The sequence below is a fragment of the Hyphomicrobium facile genome, assembly GCF_900116175.1.
Lineage (GTDB): Bacteria > Pseudomonadota > Alphaproteobacteria > Rhizobiales > Hyphomicrobiaceae > Hyphomicrobium_B > Hyphomicrobium_B facile.
This window is the reverse complement of record NZ_FPCH01000002.1, coordinates 559914-575803: the sequence shown is the minus strand read 5'-3', so window position 1 is coordinate 575803 and position 15890 is coordinate 559914. Positions and strand designations below refer to the sequence as shown.

Here is a 15890-nt window from a genome sequence, read left to right as displayed (position 1 = left end):
AATGAATCCGTTGTGTCGTTGCGAAATATCGCGCGTACGTTGAAACGGGTGAATGGGGGGGCTTTGATGCGGGCGTGAACGATAACGTCTTTAATTTGCCCGGGCACTCGCAGGTGGTGCTAAACGCGAACCGCAATCTTAAAGCCAGCAATTCGCTCGACTTAGTTGCCACCGATCGCCGTCGCTTTCCGGAGGTAACCAGCGTTGCGGCTGAACTCGCATCCGTGGCCAACCTCGCGGCGGTACGGCGCCAAGAACTTGAGGCTCGCTCCGGGCGTCGTGTGGACTAATGCCGTGAATTACTTCGCAGAGTTGCTCGATCCCAGGATTGCGATCGCCGAAGCCCCGCTGACGGGTGAACCTCCGGACCTGCAGGCCGGCGAAGCGCTCGTCGTTGCCCGTGCCGTTCCGCGCCGCCGTTTGGAATTTGCAATCGGCCGGAATTGCGCGCGCAAAGCCATGACGGCCCTCGGATACGCGGACGCGGCCTTGCCCCGGGGGCACGATCGAATGCCGGTCTGGCCGGTCGATCTTGTCGGCAGCATTACGCATACCGGCGGGTGGGCGGCTGCGGCCGTAGCGCGACGCGACCAGGGCTTCGTCGCAATCGGCATCGACCTCGAGCCGGCAGACGAGCTCGCGTTTGATCTATGGGATTCGGTTTGCAATTCGGCGGAACGAGAGACGCTGGCTGCCATTTGCGGTGTGACGCCGGGCGTCGCAGCTCACCTCATCTTCTGCATGAAGGAGGCGGCCTTCAAGTGCCAGTATCCTCTCAGCGGGGCAATGCTGGAGTTCGCCGATTTCGCAGTCGACGTCGACGCTCAAGCCGGTACATTTGCGGCGACGTATAAGAGGGCCGTGCCAGGGTTCCAGATGCACGATAGACTTATCGGACGCTTCGCCATCAGAGACGGTTATATCGCAAGCGCGGTCGTCGTGACGTCGGAGCCCGCGTCGTGAGGCAGGCATGTAGAGGTTGGCTGGTCGTTCTAGCGGCCCTGATAATCTTCACTGGCAACGGAGGCTTGGCCATGAGCGAAGAGGCGCGTGGCGCTCCCGGCACGCAGGCATGGGCGCCCAAGGATCACGTGCGCGCCTTCTATTCGGGCCACAGCCTCAGCGACGGTGTTCCGGAGGCCGTCGAGCAGATCGCGCGATCTCTCGGAAACCGCTTGGATTTCGAGGTGCAGGTTCTCGGCTACTCACTTTTGCGCCAACGGACGAAAGGGGAGGTGGCATCCGCCTCCGAGTGGACGGGGTATAGCGCCGGCCACAATCGGGACGGTGCAGGCTTGAACGTCGCCGAGGAGCTGCGGTCCCCCCGGCGCCTGTCGCCCGGCGAGAAGTACGACGTGCTGGTTGTCACGGAACGTCACGACCTTCCGGCTATCGCGCGCAAAGAGCGTACGGCGTTCTATTTGACCGAGATGGCAAAGCAGCTATTGGCCGGCAATCCCGATGGCGAGGTTCTGCTTTATCACACCTGGCTCAACGTGGACCCTGACGCGCCCTGGCCCTGGATCAATTACGAGCGGACGGTTTCGTTGATGTGGGAGTGCATCGCGAGCCGTGCGAACCTCGACTTGCCCGCGCGCGGCGATGTTCCGCGCGTCCGCGTGTTGCCGGGAGCAGGCGCCTTGGCAGAATTGGCGGCGGCCCTTTGGGATGGCAAGGTGCCGGGCATCGCGGCCACTTCCCCCGGTGCGCGTGTACGCCTCCTTTTCTCCGACACCGTGCATTTGAGCGATGTCGGACGTTACTATCTGGCGCTGGTCCACTACGCGGTTCTCTTTGGCCGGAGCCCCGAGGGCGCCGCTGTTCCCGCGTCAATCTCCCCGGAGACGGGCCGCTACATGCAGACGCTGGCTTGGCAGTATGCTGTCCAATACGGCGAGCGAGCCAATTCCGCCGCCGGGCGCGACATGGCCGGCTGCCGGGAACTGATGCAGGAGAAAGTCTGTCCGGCCTATGCAACCTTTCTGCATGGCTCGGGCATGCCGGTACTGCGGGCAGTAAGGCGTCAGCTTGTCACCAATTCGTGCAGGCGCGACTACGCTGGCGCACAGGATCCCGAGAACCCTTTCGCTTCACCCTAAGACGATCGAGGCAACACCGCTCCCGCGTGGCGCGAGCGACGGCGCGAAAGGCATTGACCTGCTACGGCGTCAGCTCGCTCAAATCGCGCGCACATCGGAAAGCTCGGCTTTGCTGCCAAATCCGAAAATCGCAACCGCGCTCTGTTGATCACCCGGCTGGACAAGCGCACTTTCGAGAGCCTTGTTGAGGTGCCCCATCAGCTCTTGCGAATTGGCTCCGAGCATAAGGGTATCGTGATTGCCGGGGATAACCACGGTTTCAACACCGCCCATGATCACTTTGTCCCAGCCATAGCAGAGTCCTCCGCCGCTGAAGACGTAGTTCGCGGTTGCCGCCCGGAAAAGGATCGCTCGGCCAGCCCACGGCTGCGGGTGGTATTTCGAAGCGGCTTGCCCAAAATTATCCGTCAGATGACGATTGCGCAGGTGCAGCGGAACAATCTTATTTTGCCGGAGACAGCGTGAGATCTGCCAGCGCTCACGTGCTTCCCGGAGCCATTCGAGTCTGACCGAAACGATCTCGCTGAGGTAGCCGAGACCTTCATTACGCAAACGCGAAACCTTGCGGGCGAAGCCTACGGTCTGGAGGGGCATTTGCGGGTGATAGGTATCGAAGAAGACGACGAGAGGTACGTCCTCGCCGAGATCGGTCAACTGCCGCGCCATTTCGAACGCGACCACGCCCCCGCCGGAATAGCCCGCCAGCAGATAGGGACCGTGCGGTTGCTGTGCACGGATCTCCTCGAGATAGGCTGCAGCCATTTCCGGTATGGAGGCGTGCGGCGGGTTGGTGCCATCGATGCCGCGCGCCTGGAGACCAAAGAACGGCTGCTCCTTATGCAGCGCCCGGGAAATATCGCGGAAGTTGAGTACGTTGCCGCCGGCGCCATGGACGCAGAACAGGCCGGGTCGGTTTCCGCCTTTGGCGATGCTGACCAGATACTGGAAGCGCTTCGGCGCGGGTTGTGTTCTAGCACCACCCCCGGCCGGCGCTTCCAACGGTTTGATGCTTGTCGCAGAATCCGTAGCTGGCGGTACGTCCTCGAAGGCGGGCTGCGATGAAGCTTCTGCTTCGTCCGGTTTGAAAGGACCGCGCAGCAGTTCCGCCGTCGCGGCAATCGTCGGAGCCTGAAACAGAACGGATAGGGGCAACTCGACCGCGTAATGCTTGCAAATCCGATTGAGGAGACGGACTGCGATCAGCGATTGACCTCCGAGTTCGAAGAAGTCGTCCGTGATCGATATATGCGGTACGCCGAGCATCTCCTTCCACATTGCTGCGAGCTCCCGCTCGACCGTGTCGCGGGGCGCGACGATATCGGCGTCGATACGTGCACCGTCCGCCGCAGGTTGGGCGGTGGTCGTCTGCGCCGCAGATACGCGATGAGCGCCGGTATTCAGCCGCGAAAGCCAAAGTTCGACGTCGAGCGTTGAGGCGATGACCTGGGGAGAAATGTCGTTGGCAAGAATGCGATCGAGCGCTTCCAGTCCCTCTGAAGGCGTCATGCCCTCACGCAGGTAACCTTCCGCGGCGCTCTCCGCGGCCCGCGGCTTGGTCGAAGCGGCGGCGTCTGAAGCCGCGACGCCGGTCGTAGCGAACGACTGTGCGCGGCGCATGATGTAGCGCTCGACTGAGACGAGCACGTTGCCATGCTCGTCGAGCAAGGTCGCATCGAAGATCGCGCTTTTGCCGTCTGCAGAGCGCAATCTCACGTGGCTGTAAAGCTTCGAGGTAAGGCCCTGCCGCACCAGAACGCGGCCATATGAAAACGGGACGTAGAATTCCTCGAGGGCGTTGAAGCCCGGGATAAGCATCTGCGCTGCACCCGTTGCCATATCGAGCATACCAGGGTGCAGGGCAGTTTCTGAGAGATCGGAAGTGTAGGCATCCGGCAAGGCGATGTGGATCAGCGCCTCGTTCTCTCCGAATTGGATCGATTGGATGTTGGCCCAACGTGGACCAAAATCCATGAAGTGCTGCACAAGTCGACCGTTCGGAACCTCGGCGGAACGGGGGCAACGCTGGCGGATGGCCGCCACTGATTCCTGGGGCGTTGCCGGCGCGTCGAAATACGCGACGTGAGCCGTCGCAAAAGGTTGCTCCTTGGAATCGCCGAACGCCGTGAAGGTATGATCGCCGTCGCGGCTCAGCGTGACATTCAACGTACGCGTCTCGTCAACGCCGACAGTGAACGGTTGCAGGAAAGTGAGATCGCGGATCTCGATCGGTCTGTCTTCGGACCGATGCGCCAATGCCGCGCGTGCAAGCTCCAGGTAGCCTGTGCCCGGCATCACCGATTGGCCGCCCTTGACGACATGATCCCCGAGCAGCCAGTGCGTCTTGCGGCTCAGCACTGAGCGGAAACGTGACTGTTCCGCGTCGTCGCTCAGACAATCGCCGAGCGGCGGACCCGTGCGGGCAATAGCTTTAGCGCCATGCTGTTGCGGCTCGCGAACCAGTGTCGCAAGCATGCCGACTTTCCATGCGTTCCAGTCGATGCTGATGGTGCGCGTGCGGCAACCGCGTGCCGAGCGGGCTTTTGCGAGCGCGTCGAGGAAAGCATTCGCGGCCGTGTAGTCCACCTGTCCCGGCAGCCCGAGAACGGAGCTGACCGACGAGAACAGCACCAGGAAATCTAATTCGCTTTCACCGAAGAGCGATTGCAACACCAACGCGCCCTTGGCCTTGACATCGAGAACCGGCGAGCGGGCAATCGGCGGCCTGAGCGCGATCAACTGATCCTGCAGCAGGCCGGCACTATGGAAGACGCCATTGATCCGGCCGAAGCGCTGTCGCGCCTCAGAAATCACGCCAGCCATGGCTTTGCGATCCGTGACGTCGGCCGCGGCCAGCATCACCTCGGCTCCCATGGCACGGAGCTTCCTGACACCTCTGATCTTGCGCGAGGTATCGTCATCCTCGCCGTGGTCTGTCAGCCAGGAATCCCATGCCGATTCTTCGGGAAGCGCGGAGCGGCCGACGCTTATGAGGCGAGCTTTCCCATGCCGCGCCAGATGCTCCATGACTTCTAGGCCAATGCCGCCGAGTCCGCCCGTGATGAGATAGACGCCGCGCTCCCGCAGCCAGGCACGCGGCGTCGGCGCCGGATCAAGCGGCAGTTGTTCGAAACGTTGCACCCAACGTCCGTTCTTGCGAAGGACGACGAGGGGGCTGCGATTGTCGCCTTGCACCTCGGCCAGAAGCCGGTCCGCCAGTTGGGCTTCGGCGTCCGAGCCGGCTTGAGGGACGACCACATCCACAACAGAGCAGGAGGCCTCAGGCGTTTCGCGCGGCAAGACTCTGCAGACGCCAGCCAATGTCGCCTTTTCGGGATGCACCTCGTGCTCGCCTTCGAGCGCTTCTATCGCCGTGCCGATTGCAGTCAGCCGGAAGCTGTCCCCGCCCAAGGCAAACGCTTGCGATAAGTGAAACAGGCTGTCGTAGTAGCGAACGATGTCGCGATCCCACGCGGCAAGATCAGCGTCGGGTGGGGAACTGAAGAGCCGCCATGGACGCTGCGCCAAAGCCCACAGGTGCACGACGTGTGCAGGGCTCGCGTTTTCCTGCCGCAACTCAACCTTGAGGCGCGCGTAGTCTTCAGCATTCGACGGATCGATGCCGAAGGTCAGGTCGCCACGGACGGCGAAGCGGGGTGCGGGCTCCACGGTTGCCACCGTCGCGCCGGACCGGCGAAGACGTGTCACGAGCGCGCTCGCCAACGATGAGCCGTCCGTAAATATCAGCCATGGCTTTCCAAGCTCTTCCGTCGACAGCGGATTGGGCTGAACAGAACGATGGAAGGATGGCGCAGAGAACCACGTTGTTAGATCGCTCCTACGTTTCAGCGTCGGCTGAGCGGAGGGAGCATGACCTTTTTCGATCCAATACCGCTGACGTTCGAAGGGATACGTGGGGAGCGGCACCCGGCTTCGGGAACCGCGGTCCAACCGGCTGAGATCGATGTCGCCGCCAGCGGCCCAGACCTTACCGACAGCTTCCAGCAGGAACCCGACGTCGGACACGCTCTCCTGAGGATGGCGCAACGTATTGGCGACGACCGCGGCCTTTACCGGCTGCTGCCGGCAGAGGCTCGAAAGCGTGCGTCCGGGACCCACCTCAATCAGCGCAATGCCACGGGTTTGCAACAACGTTGCCGCGCCTTCGTCGAAGCGCACCGTACTGCGCAGATGGCGAACCCAGTAAGTTGGGTCGGTTGCTTCGTCGTCTGTGATCCACGTTCCCGTCAAGTTGGAAACGAACGGGATCCGCGGCTTCTGGAACGCAATCTTGCGGCAGTAGCGTTCGAACTCCGGCAGGATCGGCGCAAGCATCGCCGAGTGCGCAGCGACATCGATGTGGACGCGCGTATACTCGACCTCCGCAGCAGATAGCTTCTGCTCGAGGTTCGCGATCGCGCGAACGGGACCCGATGCGACGCACAGGGCCGGACCATTGACTGCGGCGATCGATAGTTCATCGCACAGGAATGCCCGCGCTTCCGCCTCGGGAAGCGGAATGGATAGCATCGCACCACGGGGCAGCTTTTCGAATAGCCTGCCGCGCATCGCGACCAGCGAAATCGCATCGCGCATCGAAAGGACGCCGGCGATGCAAGCCGCCGCATACTCGCCGGCGCTATGGCCGATCAGGGCAGCAGGCGTCACGCCCCACGATGCCAGCAGTTTTGCCAGAGCATATTCCGTTGCGAAGAGAGCAGGCAAGGCGAGCGACGGCGCGGCAAGCCGCAGGTTTGAGATCTCAGCCCAGCTCGGCGGCGCGAACATCAGCGAGCGCAGATCGACACCAAGTTCCGGCTGGACGACCGCAAGGCATTCGTCGATCGCTTTGCGATATTCAGGAAACTTTTCGTAGAGTTCGGCGCCCATCCCACAGTATTGCGCCCCGCCGCCGGGGAAAAGAAATGCCGTGGAATGAGGCTCGCGTGCAGCCTTGCTCGTGAACACACGACGCACATCGTTCTCATCGAGCAACGCAGCAGCCGAAGCCGCGCTGGTCGCGACGAACGCCCGGCGATGCTCGAACGTCTCGCGTCCATTGATCAGCGTGAAGGCGACGTCGTCGAGCCGCTGATGGGGATCTGTGCGCAGATGATCGGCGAGGTTTTTGGAAGCCGCATCGAGCGCCTTGTTGCTGCGCGCCGAGAGCACCAGCAACTGCGATTCGTTTTCGCGGCCAATGGCTGGCCTTCGCGGCGGTGCCTCTTCGAGAATGAGATGAGCGTTGGTACCTCCGGCACCGAGGCTCGTGATGCCGGCGATCCGGCGCTTGCCGGACCGGACATCCCATGGCTGAAGGCCGGCATTGACGAAGAACGGCGTATTCGACAGATCGGCCTGCGGGTTTGGCCTTTGGTAGTGAAGACTTGCCGGAAGTTCGCGGTGCTCGAGTGCGCAGATCACCTTGATGAGGCCGCAAATGCCCGAGGCCTCTCCCGCGTGCCCTACATTGGATTTGACCGAGCCGATGGCGCAGGACTGCTTGGGCACTTCCGGACCAAACGCCTCGACAAGCGCTGCGACCTCAATCGGATCGCCTATCAGCGTGCCGGTTCCATGGGCCTCGATGTAGGATACGTCGCTCGGGTCGATACCGGCCAGATCGAGGGCTTCGGAGATCACCCGCGCCTGCCCGCTGACGCTTGGCGCAAGGTAACCCACCTTGTCGGAACCGTCGTTGTTGATGGCAGAAGCCCGTATCACAGCACGAATGCAATCCCCGTCGCGGACGGCGTCGGCAAGCCGCTTCAGCACGACGCAACCCGCCGCCGAAGCCATGACGGTTCCACTGGCATCGGCGTCGAAGGGACGGCAATGGCCGTCAGGCGAGAGGATCTCTCCCGGCCTATAGAGATAGCCGGTTTGCTCGGGATAGATCGTCGAAGCGCCGGCCAGCGCAACATCGCATTCGCCATTGAGCAGGCTCTGACATGCAACATGCACTGCGACGAGCGACGACGAACAGGCCGTCTGCACGTTCATGCTCGGGCCGCTGAGGTTCAACTCGTACGAAACACGTGTGGCAAGGAAATTGGAGTCGTTGCCCGTATGGCGCAAAAGCCATGCGCCGATCGTTTCCAGAACCTCTTGGTTGGTGACGAGATTATAAGTGAAATATTCGCTGGCGCCGGAGGCAGCAAAGATCCCGACTCGTCCGTCGATTTTTTCGCCGACGTATCCCGCGTCCTCGAAAGCTTCCCAAGAGCATTCCAGAAAGAAACGGTGCTGCGGATCAAAGACCGCGGCATCGCGCGGCGACAATCCGAAGAATGCAGCGTCGAATTGGTCTATTCCGTCCAGATAGCCGCAAGCTTTGACGTATGCCGGATCCCGAACGACTTCGAGCGAAGCGCCTGAGGCGAGCAGTTCTTCTTCGGTGAATACGCGAATGGACTCGCGGCCTTCCCGGAGGTTTTTCCAGAACGCGGCGACATTGGAGGCGCCGGGGAACCTGCCCGAGAGGCCAATGATAGCAATCGCACTATCTTCGCTAATAGTCCGATCCCCCTGTGTCATGCGGCCTCCGTTTACCCCATAATCGTTTCCCGAAAGCGAATTCCCAATCGATGTGGGCGAAGCCGCGCAAGGAAAAGGGCGCCAAACTGAACCTGCTTCAGTCTTTAATCAATCCTGGCACTTATTAGGGCAGGGTAGACTTAAAATTAATGTAAAGGATGGATGGCATTGTAAGTGGACGCGGACCCGCGGGTTCTACACCCTAAACGGTAAAGTCTCGATACAAATTATCCGCATGATGTCCTCCGGTTCTGAGCGGGAGGACGAGGTGCTCATTCAACAATTCGAAATTGCACGCATGTTATCGGAAGCTGGAACCATGGTTGAAGATTTATATCCTCTTTCCCCGCTCCAGCAGGGAATGCTGTTCCACCACCTCGAGGCGCAAATTCCCGGCGTTGACGTGGAGCAACTTGAGGTCGAGATCAACGAGCCGATCGACGCCAATCTTCTCGCGCGCGCCTGGGCCATCGTCGCCGCGCAGCATTCGATCCTGCGCACCCGCTTCAGCTGGAAGGATTTGCGAAACCCGATTCAGGAAGTTTTAAGCGAGGTTAAAGTCCCGTTAGTAGTGCGGGATTTATCCGCATTATCGTCTGATGATCAGGTGGCGGCGCTCAGCGCCTTCCTGACGGAAGATCGATTGACGGCTCTGCCTTTGGACGTCGCGCCGCTCTGGCGTGTAACTCTGTTTCACCTTGGCGCAGACCGGCACCAGCTCGTTTTCACCTACTCCCACGCGATCCTCGACTCCTGCTTCGCGTTTGTTGTCCAGGACGTGTTCGATACGTACGCCACCCTTAAGCGAGGTGACCAACCGTCCTTTTCAAACCGGCCGCCGTATCGCGATTTTATAGCCTGGCTCGGCGAGCATCTTGCGTCGAGCGCTGATGCTGCCGAGACCTTCTGGCGGACGGCCCTCGCGGGGTTTCAGACGCCGACCAACTTGGAGGCATTACGCCTTTCGGGTGGCCCGGCGCGCACATCCGGACCTCACGCCACGCTGGAGTTTGCGCTGTCTCCGGCGCACACCGCGAAACTTCACGCACTCTGCGATAAGGCTGGGCTGCGAACGTCGACCGTCGTAGAGGCGGCCTGGGCGCTCGTGCTTTCGGCGTTTTCCGGCCGTGACGATGTGGCTTTTGGCGCTACGCGGACGTGCCGCCGGTCATCCATCAAGGACGCCGATCGGATCGTCGGACTTTTCATCAATACTCTGCCCGTGCGGGTAAAGCTTGACGGTGATCTGAGTGCGCTCGAATTCTGCCAGCAATTGCGGCGCAATCAGGTGGAGACGCGCGCCTTCGAGCATTCGCCCCTGCCGGATGTGCTTCGCCACAGCGAGCTGCCCCGCTCGCAGACTCTCTTCGACACGATTGTCGTCTTCAACGCAGAGACCAACGACGCGCGCTTCAAGTCGTTTGGACCCGAGTGGCAACACCGGCATTTCAAGCTCCACGACCAGACGAACTTTGCATTCAACGTGATGGCCTACGACGGGCCTCAGATAACGTTCAAGCTGTCTTACGATACCGGTTGCTTCTCGCGATCGGCGGCCGACAGGATCGGCGACATGCTGCAGGTGGTGCTGGATGCGATCGCCGACAATCCGGATGCGAAGATTGTCAACCTGCCGCGACTCCCATCGCAAGATGCACGGTTGGTGCTTGAGACCTGGAACGCGACGGAAAAGCCGTTGCCCGGCCCCGGCTGCATTCACGAAGCCTTTGAGGCGCAGGCCGATCGCACGCCCGACGTAGTAGCGCTCGTTGATGGCGACAGGGCGATCACCTACCGCGAGTTGGACAAGCGCGCCAATCAGCTGGCCCACGAGATCCTCGCCCAAGGCGTGAAGCCGGATCAGATGGTCGGAATATTTATCGAGCGTTCCATCGAGATGGTGGTTGGCCTGCTCGGCATTCTGAAAGCCGGCGCGGCCTATGTGCCGATGGACCCGGCATACCCGAGCGAGCGCCTCGCGATCATTCTCGAAGACACGCAAGCGCGCATCGTCGTTACGACATCGGACCTGCGCACCAAATTGCCCGCGGGATTGAATGTCATCTGCGCCGACCCAACCGGTCAGAATGGAAATGGCGAGCGGCCGCGGGTTGCGGTGACGGGTAACAACCTGGCGTACGTGATCTTCACGTCCGGCTCCACAGGACGCCCCAAAGGCGTGATGCTGGAGCACCGTAACGTAACGAGCTTCTTCACCGGGATGGATGAAGCGCTCGGAACGGCACCCGGCGTGTGGCTCGCAACAACCAGCATCTCGTTCGACATATCGGTGCTTGAGCTGTTCTGGACGCTGGCGCGCGGATTTAAGGTGGTGATCCAGAAAGAAGCTGAGCGCGAGGCACGCGCAGCCCAGCAACGAGCGAGCGCCACACCCATCGACTTCAGTTTGTTCTATTTTGCAGCCGACTCCGACGATGCTGCGGGCAAAGCCAGCGGCAGATACCGTCTGTTGCTTGAGGGCGCAAAATTCGCTGACGAGAATGGCTTTTCCGCTATCTGGACGCCGGAACGTCACTTCCATCCGTTTGGCGGTCTGTACCCGAACCCTGCGGTGACGGGTGCGGCAGTCGCGGCCGTCACCAAGCGCGTCGCCATCCGCGCCGGCAGCGTCGTGCTCCCGTTGCACAGTCCATTTCGTATCGCCGAAGAGTGGTCGATAGTGGACAATCTGTCCAACGGCCGCGTCGGTCTGAGCTTCGCCTCCGGCTGGCACGTACGTGATTTCGCTTTGCAGCCTCAAAACTACAAAAACCGGCGCGAGCTTTTTGCTCGCGGTATCGAGACTGTCAAAGCGCTGTGGCGCGGCGAGGCCGTCGAGACGATCGATGGCGATGGGCAGACGGTTCAGCTGAAGACCTTCCCGCCGCCGGTGCAGAAAGAACCCAAATTATGGGTAACTGCCAGTTCTCACCCCGATACGTTTGCGCTCGCAGGGAGAATGGGCGCCAACGTGCTGACGAACCTGCTGGTGATGAAGCCCGAGCAGTTCATCGAAAACGTTGCCGTCTATCGCAAGGCCTGGGCCGATGCGGGCCATGAGGGTCGGGGGTCGGTGTCGCTGATGCTGCACACCTTCGTCGGTGCAGATGAAGAAGAAGTGCGTCGCACGGTTCGCGGCCCCTTCATTGAATACCTCAAGACGTCCACCGACCTGGTTGCGAAAATGCGGTGGGAGTTGACGCCCTTTGCCAAGCGCGATGACCGCGACGCTTCCGACCCTCGTATGGCCTTGTCGGATCTGCAGCCGGAAGAACTCGACGCCATCATGGAGCACGCCTTCGCGCGCTACTTCGAAACGGCAGGTCTATTTGGTACGCCGGCATCCTGCGTCGCCAAGATCGAGAAGCTTAAGGCCTATGGCGTCGACGAAATCGCCTGCTTGATCGATTTCGGCATCTCGACTGAAGACGTGTTGGCCAACCTTCCAAACCTCGATGAATTGCGCCGGATGGCCAATCCTGGCGACGATGAGCTGAACCAGGATATTCCCTCTCAAATCACCCGCCACAGCGTGACCCACCTGCAGGCCACGCCATCTCTTGCGAGCATCCTGGCGTCCGACGATGCTTCACTCAATGCGCTGGGGCATTTGCGTATGCTGCTGCTGGGCGGGGAGGCGCTCCCGGGCGTGTTGATCGATCGATTGCGTTCCAGATACCAGGGACCGATCCATAATATGTACGGCCCAACCGAAACCTGCATCTGGTCGACGACGGCCAAGGTCGGCGGCGCCGGCGATCCGATCACCATTGGCGGGCCGATCGCGAACACCCGTGTCTACGTGGTCGATCAATCCATGCGTCCACTGCCTATTGGCGTGCCCGGTGAAATCGTCATCGGTGGCGCAGGAGTTGCGCGCGGCTACCTCGGACGGCCCGAACTGACCGAAGAGCGGTTCGTCCCCGATCCGTTCGGCCGGGGCGATGAGCGTCTCTACCGCACGGGCGATCTCGGGCGCTGGCTCCACAATGGTACGATTGAGTACCTCGGCCGGCTCGATCAGCAGGTTAAGATTCGCGGTCATAGGATTGAGCCCGGCGAGATCGAGTCGGTGCTGAGCCGGCATCCCTCGGTGAAACAAAGCGCAGTCGTCTCGCGGTCCGACGAAGGTAGCGGCGAGCAACGCCTCATTGCCTATGTCGTGCCTGCAGCCAATGGGAGCCGCGCGTCTGCCGCTCCGAGCACGGCGCATTGGGAAACGATCTGGGACGAAACGTATCGCGGTACCGGTGACGCGGTCTCTGAAACAGTGGGCTGGCGGAGCAGTTACACCGGCGAACAAATCCCCGACGCCGAGATGCAGGATTGGATCGAACGGACGGTTGAGCGGGTCCGGGATCTGCGGCCACGACGCATCCTCGAGATCGGCTGCGGAACAGGCATGATCCTGTTGCGCGTTGCGCCCAACTGCGATCGCTACCACGGCATTGACCTCTCCGCGGCGGCACTTGCCCGCGTGAGAAACGAGGCTGATCAGAAGGGGCTAGGCAACGTCGTTCTCGAGCAGCGAGCGGCAAACACGCTCGCGTCCATGGATGGCGGACCGTTCGACACGATCATCATAAATTCCGTGGCGCAGTACTTTCCGAACGTCGATTACTTCGTCGATGTTCTCACGCAGTGCGTCGAAAAGCTGGCGCCGGGCGGGGCGATCTTCGTGGGCGATGTGCGTAGCCGGGCCCTTCTTGAGGTCATGCTGGCAGAGATCGAATTGCTCAAAGCCTCGCCGGAAACGCAGGCTGACGAGCTTCGCGCACGTCTGCGCAAGCGGGTCGATGACGAGGCGGAGTTGGTTCTGGACCCAGAGCTGTTTCAGGCACTACCGAAGTTCATGCCCTCGGTCGAAGGTGTCGAAGTGGAACTGAAGACCGGGCGCGCGCAGACCGAGATGACGCGCTTCCGGTACGACGTCGTCATCCGTAAGCAAGGTGGAATATCGCTTTCGCCCGTCGCAACGACGACGGTGCAGGCGCCGCAACTATGCACGATCGAAGCGTTGGGCGACATCTTGCGATCTGCACAATCACCCATTCGCGTGACCGGAATCCCGAATGCCCGCGTGGCATCGGCGGTAGCGGCACTTGACGCGCTCAACGCGCTGCCACCTTCGGCGAGATTGGGCTCTCTGGCCGGTCACGCCACCGACAGCCGTCTGCAAACCGAGGGCATCGACCCCGAAGACGTGAGATCCCTCGCTGAAAACGGCGATGTGGCCATCGAGTGGTCAGCCGCCGGACGCGAATTCTTCGATGCAGTCTATCGTCCTCGCGTGCCGGGAGTGACACGCGCGACTGAGACGGGCGTCATTGGTGTCGCCAACACCGATGATAGCGCTTCGCCGGATTGGTCTCAGTATGCCAATCGCCCTGTGCTCCGGGCCGCAGGGGAAGATTCTCTCATGCCGGCCTTGCGTCAGCATCTGCGCAAGGCGCTGCCGGAGTACATGCTGCCGTCGGCATTTGTCTTGCTCGATGCGTTGCCTTTAACTCCCAACGGTAAACTCGATCGCCAAGCTCTGCCCGCGCCCGATCGCGCGCGCCACGAGACCGCGACGGCCTTTGTCGCGCCGGCGACGGACGTGGAACGCGAGCTAGCGAGCATCTTCCAGGACGTTTTGGGATTGGCTGAGGTCGGGCTCGATGACAACTTCTTTGACCTCGGCGCCAGTTCTTTGACGATGGTCAGCGTCGTGGAGAAGATCCGCACGCGCATGGGTACGAAAGTGTCGCTTGTGCGCCTGTTTCAGTTCCCGACTTTGCGAAGCTTGGCCGCTTCGTTCGCAAACCGCGAACGTGATGCGGCATCTGTTGCCCCGGAACAGAACCGCGCCAGTTTCCGCAGAGACTTGATGCAGCGTCGGCGCGAAGCACGTGCTCGATAGTTGATCGATCCGCAGGCACGCTTCCATGCACGGGCGGGGCTTCAGCGATTATATGACAAGTAACCCCAGTTTATCCTGAAGCTGGGGAGCTACGAGAGTCGCAGTAATGATTGCTCGGAGCGATCGCTCCCGATAGCGGGAAACCATATCGAACAGGGTTCGGCTCCTGTAGCCTTTGCGGACTGAAAAGCCTCCCGTATAGGAGATGACGTGCGGATCCCAGCGAGCTTTCGAAATATCGGTTCCGGTCGATAGGTTCACGATCCGCAACTTGTTGTCGATCGCCCATTTAACGGCTTCCACGACGACCGTCGTCATTACGCTGTAGCGGCCCCAGCGGGGATCGTAACCGGAGTAATAGAGATATAATTCGTCCCCGAATTTGAAGCCGATTCTGGTTGCCACGACCTCGTCGTTTATCACGAGTTGAAAAATTCGCAGCGCCCCGCGCCGAGCGAGTTCCGTGCAGTACTGAAGCATGAAGGAACGGCTGACAGGCGAAGCAAAGACATTGGCATGTTTGATCGAAGCGGCCGCATTGGCACGCGCTGCATGAAGAGCAAAAAGTCGATCAAGTGCTGATGGTACATCCTCAGGCTTCTTTATGATGCGGAGCTGAGGCGTGATTTTTTCGCTGGCCAAGGAATTGTAACACTTTCTAATGGCCTGCTTCATGTTCCTGGATAGGTTCGCTCTGAACTGCTCCCAGGTCGATGTCAGATGGAGAATATGAACCGTCGTGTCTAGGTAAGGTTTTTGACGGATTCTCGCGGGCAACATCGTCGACGCCTGTTGCAATCGCAGCCCGCGCCACTGCACCCAGTCGGCTCCGTTCGCGTTGTCCAGAAAATCAGAAATCGAGCGAACGACCGCTGGGGTGTGCTCGGGGAGACAGAGGGGACCGCGGAATTCCGTAACGTTTGCGTCCGCTCCAAAAAACTGAAGCTCCTTCGAGCTCAGCGGCCCATAGCCGGGCCGTTGCGTCACAACCATCGGTGCAACCGCGACAAGCTCGCCGCTGTCGTTACGCAATAGAAAAAGGCGAGGGAAATCTTTCGCCTTTACGTTGTTGCGTTTGTAATGTCGCCACCAGGTGGAAACCCATAAATGCGTCGTAAACGGCAGGCGAGGCGAGATGCGCTCGTGCAGCGAATCCCACTGCGCAATCGAATCGTGCAGGCCGGAGTCGTCAATTATCGTCTCGACGCTGAGCAGCGGATCGCCTTCGGCGCAAAAATGTGCGGAATTTGCGATGCCTGCTTTTGATTTCATCATCATTCCGGTCGTAGACATCGCACTTGGGGTGTCGGAATTGAACACTGCAATCTTTTCTCAGCCAACGGAAAATCGTTGTA

5 protein-coding genes are annotated in these 15890 nt (G+C 60.7%); 3 read left to right on the top strand and 2 right to left on the bottom strand.

Features of this window, described 5'->3' with window-relative positions; all coding sequences use genetic code 11:
• Positions 1-204: 204 nt before the first annotated feature.
• Positions 205-963 (top strand): 4'-phosphopantetheinyl transferase family protein, encoded by a 759-nt coding sequence (locus BM399_RS09610; RefSeq protein WP_092867452.1) that lies wholly within the window; start codon positions 205-207, stop codon positions 961-963.
• Positions 964-1034: 71 nt separating this feature from the next.
• Complete coding sequence (locus tag BM399_RS09605; protein WP_092867451.1) at positions 1035-2099, top strand: hypothetical protein; 1065 nt, start codon at positions 1035-1037, stop codon at positions 2097-2099.
• Between the two features lie 78 nt (positions 2100-2177).
• Here BM399_RS09605 and BM399_RS09600 read toward each other — a convergent pair whose 3' ends face one another.
• Positions 2178-8633 (bottom strand): type I polyketide synthase, encoded by a 6456-nt coding sequence (locus BM399_RS09600; protein ID WP_092867449.1) that lies wholly within the window; start codon positions 8631-8633, stop codon positions 2178-2180.
• Positions 8634-8952: 319 nt separating this feature from the next.
• On the opposite strand from BM399_RS09600, the gene BM399_RS09595 reads away from it, so the two are divergent.
• Positions 8953-14535, top strand: coding sequence for a MupA/Atu3671 family FMN-dependent luciferase-like monooxygenase (locus BM399_RS09595; protein ID WP_177228106.1), 5583 nt, complete (start codon positions 8953-8955; stop codon positions 14533-14535).
• Positions 14536-14583: 48 nt separating this feature from the next.
• On the opposite strand, the gene BM399_RS09590 is transcribed toward BM399_RS09595, so the two are convergent.
• Positions 14584-15855 carry a GNAT family N-acetyltransferase gene (locus BM399_RS09590; protein ID WP_143111394.1) on the bottom strand — a complete coding sequence of 424 codons (1272 nt, stop codon included), beginning with the start codon at positions 15853-15855 and terminating at the stop codon, positions 14584-14586.
• Positions 15856-15890 lie beyond the last annotated feature (35 nt).

Excerpts from the sequence above, each read along its gene's own strand:
- BM399_RS09595 (WP_177228106.1), top strand. The coding sequence starts at position 8,953 with ATGGTTGAAGATTTATATCCTCTTTCCCCGCTCCAGCAGGGAATGCTG.
- BM399_RS09600 (WP_092867449.1), bottom strand. The coding sequence starts at position 8,633 with ATGACACAGGGGGATCGGACTATTAGCGAAGATAGTGCGATTGCTATC.
- BM399_RS09605 (WP_092867451.1), top strand. The coding sequence starts at position 1,035 with ATGAGCGAAGAGGCGCGTGGCGCTCCCGGCACGCAGGCATGGGCGCCC.